This window comes from Marinilabilia rubra (assembly GCF_003121985.1).
Classification (GTDB): Bacteria; Bacteroidota; Bacteroidia; order Bacteroidales; family Marinilabiliaceae; genus Marinilabilia; species Marinilabilia rubra.
This window is the reverse complement of sequence record NZ_QEWP01000021.1, coordinates 61111-81074: the sequence shown is the minus strand read 5'-3', so window position 1 is coordinate 81074 and position 19964 is coordinate 61111. Positions and strand designations below refer to the sequence as shown.

Here is a 19964-nt window from a genome sequence, read left to right as displayed (position 1 = left end):
CTTCAGGCCCGATTCCTGGTATTCTTGGTAGAGTTGCTTAAAAGTTGTCAGTGTCATCCTCATTTTTTGACAACAAAGTAACGGCTGCCGGCCGGAGGATGCAATACGTGGCAGACCGATGGCTTACCTTTGGCCTGTTTTTTTATTTATGTCTTTTTTGCTTATTAAGCTTTACCCCTTGTGAAGCTTTCCCAATGTAATGTGCAGATTTTAAAAAAAACAATGTGTTAATATGTATATCCTTTCAATCTTATCCCAACTATCAGATCTTCGGATAGAACTTCTTAATCTACTTTTTTTATTTGCCTTATCCTTTGTAATATGTACCTGGATTTCAAGAAAAGTACTGAGAATAACTGTATCAGGTCTCCTGTCTTTGTTTCTTTGTTTCGAACTGGTATCTATATACTTTGTTAAGACATTTATTGGCTATGAATTTTATGTGCACCTAAATCTGAGGGATATTGTAGGGATGCTTGATATATATGTTGTTCAGGGCACAGTAATCATTCTTATTTGGGGGCTTTTGTGGTGGTTTTTATTTCAGGCGCCACGTGTTTTCAGAATTATTTTTGACAAATTGAATGGAGTGACTGGGCGGACATCCGTAAAAATGCCGCACAAAAATGTTTTTCGTTGGGGCGTAGTTTTAATTTCAGTATTTGTTATGAGTATGCAGGGTGGTATTATTCAAGCAGCTGGAAGTTTCTTTGCCTCCATGAATGTTGAGGGGAAATCCTTTTTAAAGGCATTGGAGGATTTAGGGATGAAAGATTATGTCTCCCCTCAGGATGTATGGGCGGAAAAAGGGAAGAATATTATTGCTATATCGTTAGAATCTTATGAAAGAGGGTATTTAAGCCAGAAAATGAGGCATCTTACTCCAGAATTACGTTCATTAAAGAATCGGTGGAGATATTACGAAATGGAGCAGAATAATGGAGCAAAATGGACAAGTGGTTCATTGTATGCTTCATTGGTTGGTTTACCGGCGTATTTTGGAGTGGAGGGAAATTCAATTTTTCAAAATTCGTTTCATTCTCAAATAAGTGGTGTGAGCCATGCTTTAAAAAAAGCAGGATACCGGGTAAAATACATTACCAGTAAAGCAGCTTATTCCGGAACTCAGGAAATGCTTTATACTTTTCAGTTCGATGAAATTGTTGATAGAGATATTATTGGTCGTCCCTGTCACGATAAAGACCTCTTTGAACAAGCCAAAAAGGAAATAAAAGCATCCTTGTCTCAAAATGACCCATTTGCTATTTATATATCTACATTGGATACACATTTCCCTGATGGTAAATATGATGCCAGGATGGAGAAATATGTATCCCCACAGGCGACCAATATTGAGTTTATGGTTTCCGCAGTGGATTATCTTTTGGGTGATTTTATTGATTATTTGAAGGAGCAGAATGTTTTGGACAATACTGTAGTATATATATATCCTGATCATCTTAAGATGGGAATGACCTCCAAACTTCGGGAAATTGGTGAGCGGGGATTGTTTTTTCTAACTAATGCGGAAAAGAAAAGTTTTACTAAAACAGGCCCTCTATATCAGGTTGATCTCCCTCGGATGTTTATTGATGGAGCAGGTATAAGTACAAATGTTAAATTTTTAACCGATTATGTTTCAGAGGACATAGAGCATTTTATAGATCAAAATATGCACCATTTGATAGCATTGAATCAAGCAGGATTACAACGATATGAATCAGAAGAGTTGAAGATCCCTGTGGTGTCAGCAAATTATGATGAGTACGTTAAGGATACAAGTCGGTTTATTGCACATGCAGGAGGAATGATTGATGGATATAAATATACCAATTCATTAGAAGCCCTCAATGAAAGTTATCAGAAAGGCTTTAGACTTTTTGAGTTGGATATTATTGAAACATCAGACGGGCATTTTGTTGCTGCTCATGACTGGGAGCATTGGGCAGAGATTACCGGATATGAAGGAACCCTTCCTCCATCGTTTCAGAAGTTCCGGGAGCAAAAAATCTACAAAAAGTTTTCTCCATTAACAATGGATGGTATTAATCAGTGGTTTAAAAATCATCAGGAGGCTATACTGGTTACTGATAAGATTAATAAACCGATTGAATTTGCTGCTGCATTTGTTGATAAAGGCCGTCTAATGATGGAACTTTTTGATAAATCGGCAGTACGAACAGCAGTTAAGGCTGGAATAAAAGGAGCAATTCCATCCCAAGTTGTTGTAGACAACTTAAAAGGGAACAAGATCGATAAATTAAAAGAATTAGGTGTGGCCTATGTTGCTATTTCCAGGAATTACGTTTCTCCCAATATGGAACTCATTCGAAAATTGAAGAATAATGGAATAAAAGTTTTTGTCTACCACATAAATTTTGATCCGTTAATTGATGAGAATTATGTGGTTCGTTATGAGTTGGATAATGTTTATGGGATATATGCAGATGAATGGAACTTTTATCAAAACTAAGTGCATTTTATTTTGTTTTAAAAAAAAGATTCTCATGACTTTCTACACCCTCCTGCGTCTTCACCAACGCATAAAAAGCCGCAGACTCAAGCTTCTTGGACTGCTTGCAGCATCCAAATTTGGTCTCCGGCATCTTTCTATCCGGATAGACCCGGTATTGGGCTGCAATCTGGCTTGCCGGATGTGCAGCTTTAGTTCTGCTGAATTTCGGAAAAAGCAAAAAGGAGCTCTTACCAAAGAAGAGATGGAAGGGATTGCGCGTGTGTTATTTCCCCGGTCCTTTCAGCTGATGGTTGGTTGTGGAGCTGAACCCACCAAGCATCCAGGATATCTTGAACTTTTTAAACTGGCCAAAAAGTATGGTGTTCCGGATATTGGCATCGTCACCAATGGACAAACATTAAAGCGTCATGACATTGAGGTTATGAAAGAAACGGGAGTGAGAGAGATCACGCTCTCAGTACATGGGGTGAAAAAAGGAACCTACGAGAAATTCATGACCGGGGCCAGTTATGAAAAGTTTCTGGAGGTAATGGCAAATATTAAACAGATCCGTGAGCAATCTGGAGATAAAAAGAAACCAGCCATTCGAATAAATTATACCGTCAATTCAGAGAATCTTGAGGAGTTGAAAGACTTTTTTGAAGTATTTAGACAATTGCCTGTTGATGTGTTGCAGATCCGTCCCATTATGGACATCGGTGGAAAATACAGAAAACAGCTGACGGAAGACTTAATTCCTAAGTACAATGAAACCATCAGGATTTTGGAAGAAGAATGCGGTCAAAGAAATATAAGGTTACTTGCCAATACCATGGACGCATCCTATGACAAGCCTAATCATGATTCTGATATAGCCGGACTTGTATATACTTATATTTCTCCAAAAACCGCCGGTCAATTGGATGTCAACTGGCAACAATCTTCATTTTCAGAATATCGGAAATCCGATAAATGGATTCCTCAGCTCTGGAAGGTTTTTCTTAGAAAGAATAGTGAAGGTAACGGATTGGATAAATCATTAAAATATGAAGACCTCTCATGATGAGTTGCTTTCTATCCATAAAAATTATCATTGATCAAGAACAGGCCTTCGGCCTGTTTTTCATTTATAACTGTACCTCTTTCGATCCATCTTTGTACCCTGGTCGTATATTTCTGATTTGTTGCAATTAACCTGCTACAGTTTCCTTTTTGGCCAAAATTTCTTATCTTTAAAATTATTGCATACTAATCAGGCAAGTGTTCCATGAACAGGCGAGAGATTATTAATGAAATTAAAAGCGTTGTGAAAAAAGAGAATCCTGATGCAAGGATTATTCTTTTTGGGTCAGAAGCAAGGGGGGATTCCCGGCCTGATTCAGATATTGATGTTCTCATTTTGCTCAATAAGTATCCTCTAACTTACAGTGATAGGAGTGCAGTGACCGGCCCTTTATTTGATCTGGAACTGGAAACAGGTGTTGTTGTTAGCCCTGTGGTTTTTTCAAGGAAAGAATGGGAAAATCGCCCATTTAAGACACCTTTTTATGTTAATATTCAAAATGAAGGGGTGCCATTATGAAAGAAAAAATGGATCCCGGGAGCATTAATGCATTGTCTGAGTACCGATTAGAAAGAGCCAAAGAGACTTTGATGGAAGCCAAAACTTTAATTGATAATTCTTTTTTCAATGCAGCAGTAAATCGGTTATATTATGCCTGTTACTATGCTGTGATTGCTTTACTGGTTAAACAAGGGATTGCAGCACGGACACACGCAGGAGTAAAACAGATGTTTGGACTTCACTTTGTTGTTGAGAAAAAGGTTTCTCCACGACTGGGCCGTTTTTATAACCAGTTATTTAATGATAGAATAACAGGGGATTACGATGATTTTGTGAGATATGATAGAGATATGGCCGAAGAAATACTTCCTTTAGCTGAGGAATTCATTTCTGTGGTTAAAACGTTGATAAATACTAAAGAAAAAGGATAGTTCTTTGTTTATAGAGGTACATAGGAGCTGTAACGATTCCTCGTTTGCAACGAGGGATCGTTAAGATCTCGTCTGTGACGAGTTGTTTTACAAATATCACTTAGTTCGTTTGGTTGACTATGTCGTCACAGACGACAGTTTAACAGCTCCTCGTTACAAACGAGGGGCAGAGGTGGGAAATAGTGAGGTATGTTTATAGAAAACGGAATGGTCAAAAAACGCAATGCCGAAGGTGTCGTACATTCCTGATTTGTTGCAATTAAAAAACTTCCTTTCCCTTAACAGAAACAACTAAAACCACAGGACTACCAATCCCCCTCCTTTGGAGGGGCCAGGGGAGGCCACATTAATCTTGAGTCAAAGTTCCACGGAAGGATTTCTTTAATATGTACCTTATTAAAATCAGGATGCAAAGGGTTTACCAAATAGTTTATTTCTCTTGGATTTATTACACTTGGCACTGTGAGGGTGAGAGATTCCTTTGATTCCAACCACGCATCACCAACAGATTGTGAAAAATAATCAATGGGTAGGCTGGCCCATTTATCATTTAGGTTTTCAATTGATAATTCGCTGATTGAATCTGTTGGGATACTTATTATCACTAAACTCATGCCTTCAGGAAAGGTTGATGGAGAGAAATTAACTAAAACTTCAAGCATACTTAATGAAACTGAAGAGGAAGTATATAGCATATAATTACCCGGTGTATTCCACCTGCCTCCTACTTTATAGGCTCCTGTTCCTTTCAAATCGCCGGCATACTCTGTCTTACAAATACGGTATACTTCAAGAGAATACGCCATACTGAATCCGGGTTAATAGGTTATTTGCCATTTCAATGCCTGTTATTGATGAAAACAAATCAATTGGTTTCTTTTGAAGTGCTGTATTATATTCCCTAATCCATAAAGAAAATTTTTCCTCACTCCCAAATACCTCTATTCCTCTTTTCATTAATTGCCAGAGAAGCAAGATTTTTTCTTTCTTATCAACATCCAAAGTGAATTTTTCTTTTAAGTTTCTATCCAGTGTTCTTGCATTTACATGTAAATAATTGGCATATTCTTTTTTCGTTAGACCCAAATTTAATGCTTGTTTAACGAAAGTATCAAATTCAGAACTGGACAAGTTTTTTTCTTCTAAACTTTCCAAAAAAATCTGTTTGCTTTTAGGTGAGTTACTATTATCCTTAAAAAGCTTTTCCATGGTGAGTTTTATGGATTGTTGGGTGTCCTTTGTAGAACGTTTATTTCTACCTCCGGGTTTTTGCTGTGTAATCATAAGACAAAGTTAAAATGTCGATTGGTATAAGACAAATATACAAAACAGGGAGAAGAAAAGCAAAATGTCGTTTTTTTGAAATCAAAACGTCACTTCTTAAAGTTTACAACGAGGGGTTTCTCATAACTCGTCTTTGACGAGACTCGTTTACTTCAAAACAAAAAGGGTGTGTTTTCAGCGGGCAAATGGTCGTCACAGACGACTGGTTAACAGCCCCTCGCTGCAAACAAGGGGCAGGGGGGGTAGGGAGGTATCTTTATGGAGGCAAAACTATGAGGCTGTCTTCTATGTTGAATGTCATTCTGAGCTTGTCGAAGAATCTTTTCCTTGATAAACAGATGTTTCGCTTACGCTCAACATGGCACTCTTTTGGTGTTTTATACTTTTGAGACAGCCCCCATTCTTTAGAAAAGGAATTGTCAAAAAACCCGACGCTGAAGGTGTCGTACATTCCTGATTTGTTGCAATTAAAAAACTTTCTTTCCCTTAACAGAAACAACTAAAACCACAGGACTACCAATCCCCCTCCTTCGGAGGGGCCAGGGGAGGCCCTTTCCTCTCTTATTGGAGGGGTTAGGGGAGGCCCCAACAAATCTGTTTTTCATGGATTATAATAAATTTTCACGTATATTTGCTTAAATAATTGCTTTTCACGAAAAATCATGGAAAATATACATATATCACGTGAAATAACCGTTTTTCATGGCCGAACAGCCCCTGAAGAGGCAAGATTGGCTGGTTATGGGGCTGTTATCGAGGCTCTCAGCCTTCCAATGCCTATGCCAGGGCGACTAGCATTAATCAGTTATAAAAACCGTCAATATCGCGATAGAAGCTGGCAGGTATTTACTTCCCGCCACCTTCCGGATAATAATCTATACAGCCACCTGGTTTTTGCCTTAAAGTACGAAGGAGTCAACCTGTTATTTTTTAAAAAGCTGTTTGAAAAAATACCGTCTTCCGAAATAGTTTCTATGATATCCGGAAAACCAACCGGACAATACAGTCGCAAAATCTGGTTTTTGTATGAATGGCTGATGATGGATGCTTTGGATATGCCAGATATTCAAAAAGGTAACTATGTGAAACTATTGGATGAAAAGACACAATTTGCAATAAGGGGAACACGTTCAAAGCGGCATCGAATAATCAATAACCTGCCGGGAACACGTGACTTTTGTCCACTTGTATTTAAGACTGAAAAATTGGTAAACTATTCCCATGCCCGATTATCCGAGCAACAGAATAAACGTTTGAGTAATGTCCACAAAGATTTGTTACAACGAGCCTCCGCCTTTTTATTATTGAAGGATTCAAAAGCCTCTTTTTCCATCGAAGGGGAGAGTCCTAAAAGTAAGCGGGCTGCCCGTTGGGGAAAAGCAATTGGCCAGGCTGGGGGGAACGCACTTAGCAAGGATGAATTAATCAGGTTGCAACAAATGGTTATTGAAAATACCAGGTTTGTAAAGCTGGGTTTTCGCCACGATGGAGGTTTTGTGGGGGAGCATGATCGGTCAACAGGAGAACCGCTGCCGGAACATATTTCAGCCCGTTGGAAGGATCTTGGCCAACTTATGTCAGGTCTTATAGCTGCCAGTCATTTATTGGAAGAGGAAGAAATTGATCCTGTTGTGGCTGCTGCAATGGTGGCCTTTGGGTTTGTTTTTATTCATCCCTTTCAGGATGGCAACGGACGAATTCATCGTTATTTGATCCACCATATACTGGCAAGGAAAAGTTTTACAAAGCAGGGGCTTATTTTTCCGGTTTCCACATCTATTCTTGACTACATAAATGATTATCGCAATGTTCTTCAACAATATTCACAGCCTATTCTTGATTTTATTGATTGGGAACAAACAGCCGACAATAACGTGAAGGTGCAAAACGAAACAGCTGATTTCTACCGTTACTTCGATGCAACTCCTCAGGCAGAATTTCTTTACGATTGTGTTGCTGATACGATTTTTAATATCATCCCTCAGGAGGTGAGGTATTTGGAACAATATGACGGATTTAAGCACTTTTTGGATGACGAGTTTGAAATGCCTGACAAAATAGTAGCGCTTCTGGTTCGTTTTCTGGAACAGAATGGAGGAAAACTGTCTAAAAGAGCCAGAGAAAAAGAATTTTCAGGTTTGTCAAGTTCAGAGATAGAGACCATTGAAAAAAGGTTTGCAGATTTTTTTTATGATTAAGAAGTTTATCCTGTTTTTTCTCAGAGATTCTTCGCTCATAATAGACAGAGAATCATTTCCTGCATACGAGTTCTCCATTAAAAATCTGTTTTCACTCCCCCTCGTTTGCAACGAGGGGCTCCCCATAACTCGTCTTTGACGAGACCTATGTATATCAAAACAAAAAGGGGGTGTTTTTAATGGGAGAATGGTCGTCACAGACGACTGGTTAACAGCCCCTCGTTACAAACGAGGGGCAGGGGGGGATAGGGAGGTATCTTTATGGAGGCAAAACTATGAGGCTGTCTTCTATGTTGAATGTCATTCTGAGCTTGTCGAAGAATCTTTTCCTTGATAAACAGATGTTTCGCTTACGCTCAACATGACACTCTTTTGGTGTTTTATACTTTTGAGACAGCCCCCATTCTTTAGAAAAGGAATTATTAACAAAGGCGACGCCGAAGGTGTCGTATATTCCTGATTAGTTGCAATTAAACAGCTCCCTTCCCCTTAACAGAAACAAATAAAACAACAGAGCTACCAGTTCCCCTCCTTTGGAGGGGTTAGGGGAGGCCCTTTCCTCCTCCTTTGGAGGGACCAGGGGAGGCCTTTCCTCACAAAAAATCAACCTTTTATGTAAATATGAATGACGTTTGTCACATATTCTACCCGAATTGTTTGACATTCAAATTTCTTGTCTGTAGTTTTACAATAATAATTAACTCATTGAAAAACTCAAAGTTATGATTAAAACTACAGCGTTGTTGCTGGTGGGATTGTTGTATTCTGCCGTTACTGTCTCTCAAAGTCCTTCCGATCTTTTCATCTCCGAATATGTGGAAGGCAGTTCGTATAACAAATACATCGAAATTTTTAATGGAACCGGCGAATCGGTTGATCTTTCAAATTATGAAATCCATGTTTTTACAAATGGGAATGGAGATCTGGAGAATCCTAGTGGCAAGGTGACATTTGATGCTATGTTGGCTGAAAATTCTGTTTATGTTGTAGGCCATTCCAGTGCTGATATTTATTCCAGTCCAAACTTGATGGATGGCTCTTTGAATTTTAATGGTGATGATGCCGTGTGCCTTTATAAAATTTCAGAAGACAAGTATCTGGATGTTATTGGATGCATCGGTATGGATCCCGGGTCCAGATGGGAGTTCGGGGACCTTAAAACTGTGGATAAAACTTTAATACGAAAGGCTGCAATAAACTGTGGTGCGTTAATTACCGATAATGAAAACGACTTTCACACTTTAGGGAGTGAATGGACTCAGTTAGCAAAGGATGATGTTTCAAATCTCGGTAAACATACATTGGGGAATGTTACTTCCATTTCCGGAGCAAGAGAGACGATTTCTCTTAAAGTTTCTCCTAATCCTGTTTCTGACAGGCTTTTTATTGAAACCTCAGGAAAAATTGATGGCATAAAAGTCTTTAACTTTGCCGGGAAAGAGGTGCTTAGTCAAAATAGCCAGATAAAGGAAACAGTTGATGTTTCAGCTTTACCACAAGGTTTTTATTTGATTGCTGTAAAGCTTTATGATGGCACTGTTCGGAGTTTGAAGTTTGTAAAGCGATAGAGGTCTAAGAAGTGCCCCTGCCCCTCGTTTGCAACGAGTCAGAGGTGGAGGTCTTCTCTCCGTTCAGAATGACGTTCTATCTTTTGTCATTCTGAGGAGGAACGACGAAGAATCTGTTTCTTACCCCCCCCCCCCTCGTTGCAAACGAGAGGGAGGTCGTAGCTTTATCGGCCCCATATTTTGCTATATTTGCAAAAAACAATATAAACACCCCGTTCTCCATCCCCCTCCTTTGGAGAGGTTAGGGGAGGTACATTATGAAACTGGAACTATTCATTGTCAATAAAATAAAGTCCGGAGGCATCTCCGGAAAACGGCTGGCAGGCCCCGTAGTAAAGGTGGCGGTTGCCGGCATTACCCTTGGAATGGTGGTCATGATCATTTCCATGGCTACGGGACTGGGCTTCAAGAAAGAGATTCGGGAGAAAATTATTGGATTTGGTAGTCACATACAGGTGGTCAGTTACGACTTTAACTTGAGTTTTGAAACCAATCCCATTGAACAGGATTCACTTTTAGAAGAAAAGCTAAAAGAAGTTCCGGAAATTAAACATCTGCAACGATTTGCAACCAAGCCGGGGTTGATAAAGACCCGGGATGAGATGCAGGGCGTTGTGCTTCGGGGCGTAGGACCGGAGTTTGAATGGTCATTTTTTCGCTCTATAATTGAGCAGGGTGATACACTAACGTTGTCAGAAGACCGCGCTTCCAACGACATTCTGATTTCTGACGACATAGCCGGAATGTTGAATTTAAATGTTGGAGATAAAGTGCCCATGTACTTTTTTGAGGATCAGATACGGGCACGAAATTTTACTGTAAAAGGGATTTTTAATAGCCATTTGCCTGAATTTGATGAGACTTTCATTATTGTAGACCTGCGTCAGGTTCAGAGGCTCAATAATTGGGAATACAATCAGATCTCCGGCTACGAGTTGTTGACCGGTAGTTTTGAGGGCATAACAGAAACCGGGATGCAGGTTTCCAGGATTGTAGCCGGTCACATTTCTCCCGATGGCACTATGCTGCGCACCAAAACCATAAAACAAAGTCAGCCACAAATATTCGGATGGCTTGATATGCTTGACATGAACATCGTGGTGATCATTTTCCTGATTGTTTTAGTGGCCGGGTTTAATATGATCACCGGTTTGTTGATTTTGATTTTGGAGCGCACCAATATGATAGGTATCCTGAAGGCTTTAGGAATAACAGACTGGTCATTGAGAAAGGTGTTTTTAACATTGGCCTCAAACATTGCCTTAAAGGGTTTGTTCTGGGGCAATTTACTGGGGTTGGGATTCTGTTGGGCCCAATTCTGGTTTAGATTCCTGAAGCTGAATCCCGATAATTACTTTCTGGATACAGTGCCCATTCATTTATCATTGATTCATTTTTTACTTTTGAATGCAGGGGCTGTAATTGCCATTTTCTTTATGATGCTGGGACCTTCATATCTGGCGGCCCGCATTTCTCCTGTTAAGGCTATCCGGTTTGAATGAGAAAGAGGGTGGGATTGTAAAAGGGGGAAAGGTGAAACGGCAGGAAGGTGAAATGGGGTGAAGAATTATGCTTCATTTTCTCAGCCCTGGTCTCAACCTCAATCCCACACCACCGTATTTTGTCCCCCTCCTTTGGAGGGGTTAGGGGAGGCTTTTTTCTCTCCACTTCCGTACACGTTGTGTTCGTTTTCGTGCAGTCAGATAATTTATCTCATAACTTTCGCTTTGTTCAGACTTCTCTGGTTGAGGGGTTTATGAAATGCAATTATTAAAAAAGTTTAAAAAAGAGCCTTTTTTATCTTTTGGCATGCTTTTCTCAAGGTAAAGGGTGGTTTAAAATTAAAAAATAGGACAAAAAGGAGCCATTCGGTCAAACGTGACATGAATGGCTCTTTTTTTTATGACCACGGACCAAATTAAATTATCTTTGCGGCAAAATCAATCCCTGACTGTTTATGACCGGTCTGTATAAAATATTTTTCTTGGCATTTTTATGCCTTCCCATTCATGGGAGTCTTTCTGCTCAAACGAAGGTTAACGTTGATGGGACAGGCTCAGCCCAGGCTATTGTCCACTCCGGTGAGCTTCCTCCTTTGTGGTTTGTTTCCCAACAGGAGGGAAGGTGGAATAACTTGCAAGGCAACCAGATTCTTGGGACTGTTGGAGCCGATATCAATTGGAAGATATATGATGCTTTTAATGTTATTGGTGAAGCCGAAATTGATCATTCCGATGGCTATGATGAAACCTATCTGCACACAGGCTTCTTAGGAATTCGTTGGAAAAGCTTCTCCCTTAAGGCAGGAAAACACTCTTTTAATCCCATCTTTACCGAACCCAACTCCGGAAGTGGCAGCTATATTTTTGGCATCAATCACCGGCCTTTTTCCAGGGTGACATTGGAAATTCCGGATTACTCACCTGTTCCTTTTACAGGAGGCAGACTGGAAGTCCGGGGTGGAATTTCTCAGGGATGGCTCTCCGATCAGCCCTATAGCGGGGATGTACTGCTTCATGAAAAGTATGCTTATCTTCGATGGAATGGAAATCGGTGGAAACCCTATGCAGGGTTAAATCACTCTTCTCTTTTCGGGGGTAATTATCCCAATAGTCAAAATGAGATACCTGTTGATTTTATTGCTACTGTTTTTGGCAAAGGAAGCGAAAAAATTGATGGTGGAGAAGCTACCAATGCTGCTGGTGCTCATATGGGGTTATACGATTTTGGAACTTACTACAATTCAGAAGCAGGCCCCATACATTTCTACTATCAAATCCCTTTTTCCGATGGATCAGGTATGCTTTTCTGGCAGGGAAATACTGATCATATTTTAGGTATAAACTGGCAACCCGTTAAAATCGACTGGCTCTCTAATCTGACTTTCGAGTGGATACAAACGACTTATCAAAGTGGCAATGGAATGCCTGATCCTTATTTAAATGGAATTATTTTTCCAAAGCAGGTGGACGACAAGAATGCCTTTGTTCAGGAAAAATTTGGCATCTTAGTAGACGAGCCATTGTCGCTTGAAGGGTTTAAGGATATTTTGGAAGATGAGTTGAACCATGGCAATGATTTTGGTGGCCGTGACGGTTATATGAACAATGGTCTTTATCCTTCAGGATGGGCCAGACGCAATCACATCATGGGCAGTCCGTTTAATTTAACCAGGGATCAACTGAAGCAGGTAAAACCAGGAATGAATTTTAATCACCGAGTTGGCATTAAAAACGATCGTTTCAAAGCTCTGCATTTGGGAGGCAAAGGCAATATTTCAGAAAATATTTCCTGGGAAATGAGACTTACCTGGACTCGCAACTTTGGAACCTATTTTGAACAATACCCCGGCCGGTACACCTGGAATGAGGTGGATGATTACTGGTTTAAAGGAGGCCGCGATCAATGGTACACCCTGCTGGGAGTTGGATGGAAGCCTGATTTTGTGGATGGATTGAAACTGAATGCCAGCTTTGCCTGGGATGCTGGTGATATTTATCACTCTTCAGGAGTTAAAATTGGTGTAATTTACCAGTTGTTTTAGAGTTTAATAGTTCTTTGAATTTTTGCAATGATCTTTGAATCAATTGTTTATAGATTGATGGTTTTTTAGGTTAATGCTCATATTATCAATCGGTTATGATTTGTCTTGAATCTTAAATCTAAAAATCTAACGATCTTATTGAGAGTTGTAAAAAGATAATAAAAAATATAGATTTGTAAATTCGTACAAAGGGAAGGTATGCTAAAAGAGAAAGCTAAGGTTGTTAACAGTTTTTTGGCCATTGTGGATGTTGTTATTGCATTGGTGAGTTACAACATCGCAGTATTTTTAGAATATGGACGTCTTTTACCAATTCAGAATAAAGACTCGATAATTCTTCATTTTATAATTATTTTGGTTTGGTTTCTACTGGCCCGTACCTTTCGGCTCAATCAGCTTTATCGATCCAGACCTTATTCAGCGGTTTTGTTTAGTTGCTTAAGTCTTGCTGTTGTTGGAACAGGAGCACTTGCTATCGCCGTTTGGGCATTGGCTTTGCATTCTATCGATCTTACCCAGTTGCTTATATTCGCAAGCATCGATCTTGTACTTACATTTGGGTTCAAAACAGTGAATTATTCTTTCCTGAAAAGAGCTCGTGCCAAAGGATTTAATACCTCCAATGTGTTAGTTATCGGCGATCAGAGTGCCAGGTCATTTTTACGGCAAATGGTAAAAATGAAAGAATGGGGGTACCATGTTTCAGCCATTATCGGAACAGAGGATCTTGAGCAGGAGTTTGGTGCCATAGCTCCATTTCTTCCTGAAAATACCAATATTGAGCAACTTTTGAGAGACAAGACCATTGATGAACTTATCTTTTGTAAAGAACATCCCGATCAGGAGGAGATTGAAAGATTGTTGCTGATTACTTCTGAAGTAGGGGTTGTTTTCAGAATGTATTCTTCATTCTTTAACATGCTGACCAATAAAACGCATCTTCATTATTTCGGCACCACGCCAATGCTGACCATCTCCAATACCCCCATGAACTATCTGGAGCTACGATTGAAAGATGCTTTTGATTTTATTTTTTCAGCCCTGGTAGTAATTTTGTTATCGCCAATCTTTATTTTTCTGGCGCTGGCCATCAAGATCGACTCCAGGGGACCTGTATTCTTTGCCCAGAAAAGGTCAGGATTGCGTGGACGCAAATTTATGGTATATAAGTTCCGTACCATGGTAACCAATGCCGAAGAACTGAAAAAGAAACTGATGGAGCAAAATGAGATGGATGGTCCCGTGTTTAAGATGACCAACGATCCCCGCATTACAAAGGTGGGGCGGTTTTTGCGTAAGACCAGTCTGGACGAACTCCCACAGTTTTTTAATGTCCTTTCAGGCGATATGTCAGTGGTTGGACCACGACCACCACTACCGGATGAGGTTAAGCAATACGAGCGTTGGCAGCTTCGTCGGTTATCTATGAAGCCCGGAATTACCTGTATCTGGCAGGTTTCGGGACGTAACAATATTCCTTTTGAAGAGTGGATGAAAATGGATCTTCAGTACATCGATAACTGGTCCCTGAAGCTTGATTTCGTCATCTTCCTTAAAACCATTCGTACTATGGTTAAAGGGGACGGGAAATAGATGTTGACAAGGGCATTTGTTGGTTTGATTTTATATTAAATGTTCAAAATCCGCTATGGATGATAGCGGAAAAGTGGTGTGGAGATTGGTCTGATTTTCATGCCGGTGTCCGTTGGAGCCAAATGGGAATAACCATAGAGAAGACCGGAAATGCCACATGGTATATGCTCTGGGGCATGGCGTCTTCTTGTTAAGGCTTTTTAAACGAATTTTTGATACTTACCCCATGCAAAAAATCATATTAGTAGCTGGTGCCAGACCCAATTTTGTGAAAATCGCACCTTTGTGGCGCGCCTTTTCAAAGTATGAGAATGTTGAAACGGTTTTGGTGCATACAGGCCAGCACTATGATGATACTATGAGCAGGGTGTTTTTCGAAGATCTTGGATTGCCACAGCCACAATACAATCTGGATGTAAGGAGTGGAACTCATGCCAAACAAACCGCGGCCATCATGTCCGGGTTTGATGATGTTATTGCCCAAGTGAACCCTGATGATGTGGTGGTCACGGGTGATGTTAACTCAACCTTTGCATGTGCCATAGTGGCGGTGAAGCTGGGGGTCCGGACTTCACATATTGAGGCCGGACTCAGAAGCTTTGATCGCTCTATGCCTGAGGAAATCAACAGAATCGCCACCGATGCCATTTCGGACCTTCTGTTTGTTTCAGAAAAATCGGGAATGCAAAATCTGAAGAAAGAGGGTGTGGCTGATGAGAAAGTCCATTTTGTGGGAAATGTGATGATTGATAGTATGGCTTTTGCTCAGCCTTCGATTGAAAATTCCGGGGTTCTGACTGATTTAGAACTGGAGAATCAAGTTTATGCGCTGGTGACCATTCATCGGCCATCAAATGTTGATGACTTTGAGCGGTTTAAGAATGTTGTCGATTGGTTGTTTGAGTTGTCAAGGCAAATTACTCTGATTTTTCCTATGCATCCGCGCAGTTTGTCGCAGTTCAATAAGCTCATGAAAGAAAAGGCACCACATTCAGATCCCGGCTCCAGGCTCCGAATAATACCTCCACAGCGATATGTTGATTTTCAAAGGTTGTTGAAGTCTGCCAAATTTGTGATTACAGACAGTGGTGGGCTACAAGAGGAGAGCACTTGGCTTGGGGTGCCATGTGTAACACTTCGTAAAAATACCGAACGCCCCGTAACTATTGAAAAAGGAACTAATATTCTTGCCGGTGAAAATCTGGTGATGGCCAATAATGCCGTGCAGGATTGCTTAAACAGAAAAGTGCACACAGGAGAATTGCCCGATCTTTGGGATGGATTGGCTGCCCGCCGAATTGCCAAAATCCTGGTGAGGCGGTGATTTGTGGTGTTAATTTTGTTACTGTATCTTTAAAGAAATTATTGGTAATAAGTTTTTGTATGCTATCGTTTTTTTCAAAATACATCAGTAGGTTATTGCTCCTGGGAACAGGTGTTATGATATTTGTGCTTCAAGGCTGTGATCCACAGGAGTCCGTACCCAAAGAATATCCCGATAAGGAGGAGATGGCCAGTATCCTTGCAGATTTATACTGGACAGAGAGCGTGATCTCCAATAACAACAGGGGGCCCTTGAGTGAGGATATGGGCGAAGACCGGATTCCGGGTTACTATCGCACCGTGCTTGACAAGTATGATTTGACCGCTGAAGGATTTGATTCTATACGACAGTGGTATGCATCACACCCCTATCATTATCAGGATGTCTATCAGCAAACCATTGAAATCTTAAGTAAAAGAGAGGCTGATTTTAATAAAAGGCTGAAGGAACAAAAGGCCAAAGAGGATACCACAAACATTTTGAAAGACTTGTGGGTGAAGGAGCGTACTTTAAGGGTGACCCCCGGTGATACTGCCAACCTGCGATTGCCTTTTGAAGTGAGTGTTGATTCTTTGGTGTCGGGAAATGTCAGACTGACCTCTTTCTATAAATTTTTGCGGGCAGATATGACCCGGAATGCCCATGTTGAAATGATTTCAATGTATTCGGACAGCACTATGGATACCATTTCTTATGATTTGGAAAAGGCCTTTAAGAATAAGTCTTTTTCTATATCTCAGCCAATAGATACTGCCGATACGGTAATTCAGATATCCGGTTTTTTGTTTGATCATGACTCAACTGAAAGAGCAGCCATTGAGTTTTCAAAAATAAAGCTTGAACACTTTGAGTTAAAAGAGGATTCCGTTATATCAATCGATCATAAGGATCTTCCGAAGCTCAAAAAAATTGAAATCCGTTAATCAATAGAGTGGTAGATTTCCAGATACAAGATCTGAGATAAATCATATCTCTTTCAGGATATCAAGCTTAACGCAAAAGGCTTCCTTTATTGTAAAAGGCTGAATATTAAGGTTTTGGAAAACACTTCCGGAGTAGTATTAATGTGCTAGCGTATATCTTCAGGAAACTGCAAAAGACACCCTGCTGGTGCGCATTTGAAATTAGCACACCCTGATCGATGGGGCTATTGCTGGCCAAGCAGCCAGCCTTAGCGGTTATCCATTCTTATATTTTTAAAAACTAACGATATCCAGCAATGGCCGTAAATAAATTTGCATCTCATTACATGTTGGCTCCTGACGGGACTTTTGTCAAGTGGCCCGTTGTTGCTATTGATGACAGCGGTGAAGTGCAGGATGTGTATTCCCATATGGGGAATTTCCGGGAAGAACCGGGCGTGCGTTTTTTTTCCGGCCTTATGGTGCCTGCTTTTATTGATTGGATAACCGGCGATGACTTTTTTCAAAAAGAGCTTTCCCGTTTTCTAAATCGTCATTTTACGCGTGGGTCCTTGTATCTTTTGAGTCCGTTTATTCCGGAAGAGATAAAAGAGAATCAGAATCGATTGCCTCGTGTGCTGGATTCAGGAGGATTTGATGAAGATCCTGCCTCTTTTCTCAAGCAAACCGGAGAGCAGGGTGTGCCATTGTTCGACAGAATAATAGCACGAAGCCAATCATCAAATCAGGTTGACCTCTCTCAGGTACTTTTTAAAGCCACATCTTATTCTGCGGAACAAGCCGGTCTTTCAAAAGCAGGGAGACTGGCTCCGGGGTTTGTTCCCGGGTTGGTTTTAATTCAAAACCTGGATTTAGCCAATCTCAGACTTTATCCCAACTCTTCAATAAAATGGCTTAATGTTCCTGATTTGGCTTAAAATGCACCCTTTATTCTGGGTAAGGGTTTATGAATAATACTCCGTTAGACTTTTGTGAAAGGCTGTAAATAAACACCTTGCAATTATGAATATGATTGCTGTAAAGCCCTGGTTATTGTTGTTATATGGCTCGTTTTGAATCTTGAATCTAAAGATCTAATAGTTTGTCTCTGACGTTAATGATTTAAAATTCATGTTGCTTTCATTCCCTAATCCGGGCTGATTTTGTATCTTTGTTGATCCTAAAAACAGAATAGAAACCCTTTAATTCGTATATTATTATGTCGAAAATTGAAGCTTACAATTTCTCAGGAAAGAAAGCCATTGTTCGTGTTGACTTCAATGTGCCTTTCAATGAAAAGTTCGAAATTACAGATGACACCCGCATCAAGGCTGCCCTTCCTACTTTGAAGAAAGTAATTGCGGATGGTGGATCTGTTGTGGTTATGTCTCACCTTGGGCGTCCAAAAGGAAAGATTAACCCCGACTTCTCAATGAAGCATGTACAGGGAAGACTTGCCGAACTACTGGGAGTTGAGGTGGTTCTTGCGAAAGATTCTGTGGGTGCTGATGCCAAAGAAAAAGCAGCTGCATTGCAGCCGGGACAGGTATTGTTGCTCGAAAACCTGCGATTCCATCTTGAGGAAGAGGGTAAGCCCAAGCTTGCTGATGATGCTTCCGATGAGGAAAAGAAAGCTGCCAAGAGTGAAATGAAAGAGAAACAAAAAGAGTTTTCAAAAGACCTGGCTTCTTTGGCTGATGTCTATGTTAACGATGCTTTTGGAACTGCTCACAGGGCACATGCATCCACTGCGGTGATTGCCGACTACTTTGCTGATGATAGCAAGATGTTTGGCTTTTTGATTGAGCAAGAGCTTCAAAGTCTCGACAAAGTGTTGAAAGCACCGGAAAGACCCTTTACCGCTATTATGGGTGGTGCAAAGGTTTCTACAAAAATCACCATCATCGAGAATCTTTTGGATAAAGTGGATAACCTGATTCTTGGCGGGGGAATGACTTATACCTTCATTAAAGCCCGTGGTGGTAATGTGGGAAGTTCAATCTGTGAAGATGAATATCTTGAATTAGCCGTTAAGATTGAAAAACTGGCCAGGGAAAAAGGAGTGACGCTCTATTTACCGGTTGATGTTTTGGCTGCTGACGCTTTTGATAATAACGCCAATACCAGGATTGTGCCTGTTGATGATATTCCGGATGGCTGGATGGGACTTGATGCAGGTCCTGAGTCTATTAAAGAAATGGAAGAGGTTATTGAAAACTCAAAGACTATTCTTTGGAACGGTCCTGTGGGCGTTTTTGAAATGGATACCTTTGTTAAAGGATCTCGTGCTGTTGCAGATGCAATTGCTACAGGAACCAAAAAAGGAGCTTTCTCCTTGATTGGAGGGGGAGACTCTGTTGCTTGTATCAATAAGTTTGGATTGGCCGATGAGGTTTCTTACATCTCTACTGCCGGAGGCGCGCTTCTTGAGTATCTTGAAGGAAAAGTTCTTCCCGGTATAAAAGCCATCCGTGGTTAATTGAGAGTAATTCTATAAAATATTTCCGCCGGGCGAAGCTGTTATATGCGTCCGGCGGTTTTTGTTTTGAACAGGCTGAATCAATGCACTGTTAGGTTTTTAAATGTAATTAGTGTTTGTCCCTAAAGTCCAACTTCTGCGTTGTTGCTCAAAATCTAAATCCTCATCCCGATTGTGCTTTTTGTTGGTTTTTTGTTCAAAAAAACTTACAAAAGCTACTTCGGGACTGCGGTTTAGATTTTTCACACGCCTTGGATTTGAACTTTCTATCTCAAACACGTGAAAAACGCTTTGTTTATGGACCGACACTAATTAGCCTGTCCGTAAAGCCGGCAAAGATATTAAGTTTGAACACTGTTTGTTAAGAAAATGCCAGTTGCGAGGCATGAAAATACGGAGTCCCGATCCTTCGGGATGAGTAATTTTCGGGCAAGCGTAACGAAGCAAATGGTAATTTATAGACAAGCATTAATTGTAAAATATTGGCCTGTGCGCACCGGTGATTGTCGGTAAATTGAAGATTGTTAAAGTTGTATTTTTTGATTTAAATTTCATATCAATCTCAAAGCAAAAAGCGCTGTTTGTTAATTGTTTATGGGGTGTTGGTTAAATGCTTGCTTGT

16 protein-coding genes are annotated in these 19964 nt (G+C 40.4%); 14 read left to right on the top strand and 2 right to left on the bottom strand.

The genetic code is table 11. From position 1 onward, the window contains the following. The first annotated feature begins 232 nt into the window (after window positions 1-232). The 4 genes from DDZ16_RS18140 (at window position 233) to DDZ16_RS18125 (ending at window position 4450) form a co-directional block, all read left to right on the top strand. The gene (locus DDZ16_RS18140) at window positions 233-2473 is read left to right on the top strand and encodes a sulfatase-like hydrolase/transferase (RefSeq protein WP_109265900.1); all 2241 of its coding nucleotides are present in this window, start codon (window positions 233-235) and stop codon (window positions 2471-2473) included. 34 nt (window positions 2474-2507) lie between these two features. After that, the gene (locus tag DDZ16_RS18135; RefSeq protein ID WP_109265904.1) at window positions 2508-3518 is read left to right on the top strand and encodes a radical SAM protein; all 1011 of its coding nucleotides are present in this window, start codon (window positions 2508-2510) and stop codon (window positions 3516-3518) included. 204 nt (window positions 3519-3722) lie between these two features. Then, window positions 3723-4037, top strand: coding sequence for a nucleotidyltransferase domain-containing protein (locus DDZ16_RS18130; RefSeq protein ID WP_109265899.1), 315 nt, complete (start codon window positions 3723-3725; stop codon window positions 4035-4037). Continuing rightward, window positions 4034-4450, top strand: a complete 417-nt coding sequence (locus DDZ16_RS18125) for a HEPN domain-containing protein (RefSeq protein WP_109265898.1) — start codon at window positions 4034-4036, stop codon at window positions 4448-4450. Before DDZ16_RS18130 ends, DDZ16_RS18125 begins: the two co-directional genes overlap by 4 nt. A 305-nt stretch (window positions 4451-4755) precedes the next feature. Here the strand turns inward: DDZ16_RS18125 and DDZ16_RS18120 are convergent, their stop codons facing one another. Further along, window positions 4756-5256 (bottom strand): RES family NAD+ phosphorylase, encoded by a 501-nt coding sequence (locus tag DDZ16_RS18120; protein ID WP_109265897.1) that lies wholly within the window; start codon window positions 5254-5256, stop codon window positions 4756-4758. Then, window positions 5240-5734: an antitoxin Xre/MbcA/ParS toxin-binding domain-containing protein gene (locus DDZ16_RS18115; protein WP_109265896.1), complete on the bottom strand. Its 495-nt coding sequence runs from the start codon at window positions 5732-5734 to the stop codon at window positions 5240-5242. The genes DDZ16_RS18120 and DDZ16_RS18115 overlap by 17 nt, the downstream gene beginning before the upstream one ends. 662 nt (window positions 5735-6396) lie before the next feature. On the opposite strand from DDZ16_RS18115, the gene DDZ16_RS18105 reads away from it, so the two are divergent. The 10 genes from DDZ16_RS18105 (at window position 6397) to DDZ16_RS18055 (ending at window position 19342) form a co-directional block, all read left to right on the top strand. Beyond that, on the top strand, window positions 6397-7932 hold the full coding sequence (locus DDZ16_RS18105) for a Fic family protein (protein ID WP_109265894.1): 1536 nt from the start codon (window positions 6397-6399) through the stop codon (window positions 7930-7932). Between the two features lie 722 nt (window positions 7933-8654). Then, a complete protein-coding gene (locus DDZ16_RS18095) occupies window positions 8655-9500 on the top strand; it encodes a T9SS type A sorting domain-containing protein (protein ID WP_109265892.1) in 846 nt (281 codons plus the stop codon). A 257-nt stretch (window positions 9501-9757) separates the two neighbouring features. Then, window positions 9758-11002, top strand: a complete 1245-nt coding sequence (locus DDZ16_RS18090) for an ABC transporter permease (RefSeq protein WP_109265891.1) — start codon at window positions 9758-9760, stop codon at window positions 11000-11002. Between the two features lie 482 nt (window positions 11003-11484). Beyond that, window positions 11485-13044, top strand: a complete 1560-nt coding sequence (locus DDZ16_RS18080) for a capsule assembly Wzi family protein (protein WP_232526811.1) — start codon at window positions 11485-11487, stop codon at window positions 13042-13044. 198 nt (window positions 13045-13242) lie between these two features. Continuing rightward, a complete protein-coding gene (locus tag DDZ16_RS18075) occupies window positions 13243-14637 on the top strand; it encodes a sugar transferase (protein WP_109265888.1) in 1395 nt (464 codons plus the stop codon). 59 nt (window positions 14638-14696) lie between these two features. Continuing rightward, window positions 14697-14831 (top strand): hypothetical protein, encoded by a 135-nt coding sequence (locus DDZ16_RS21070; protein ID WP_262511947.1) that lies wholly within the window; start codon window positions 14697-14699, stop codon window positions 14829-14831. 32 nt (window positions 14832-14863) lie between these two features. Beyond that, a complete protein-coding gene (wecB, locus tag DDZ16_RS18070; RefSeq protein WP_109265887.1) occupies window positions 14864-15961 on the top strand; it encodes a non-hydrolyzing UDP-N-acetylglucosamine 2-epimerase in 1098 nt (365 codons plus the stop codon). Window positions 15962-16020: 59 nt separating this feature from the next. Continuing rightward, a complete protein-coding gene (locus DDZ16_RS18065; RefSeq protein WP_146192260.1) occupies window positions 16021-16884 on the top strand; it encodes a DUF4296 domain-containing protein in 864 nt (287 codons plus the stop codon). Between the two features lie 296 nt (window positions 16885-17180). Beyond that, on the top strand, window positions 17181-17801 hold the full coding sequence (locus DDZ16_RS18060; protein WP_109265885.1) for a hypothetical protein: 621 nt from the start codon (window positions 17181-17183) through the stop codon (window positions 17799-17801). 281 nt (window positions 17802-18082) lie between these two features. Beyond that, window positions 18083-19342: a phosphoglycerate kinase gene (locus DDZ16_RS18055; protein WP_109265884.1), complete on the top strand. Its 1260-nt coding sequence runs from the start codon at window positions 18083-18085 to the stop codon at window positions 19340-19342. Window positions 19343-19964 lie beyond the last annotated feature (622 nt).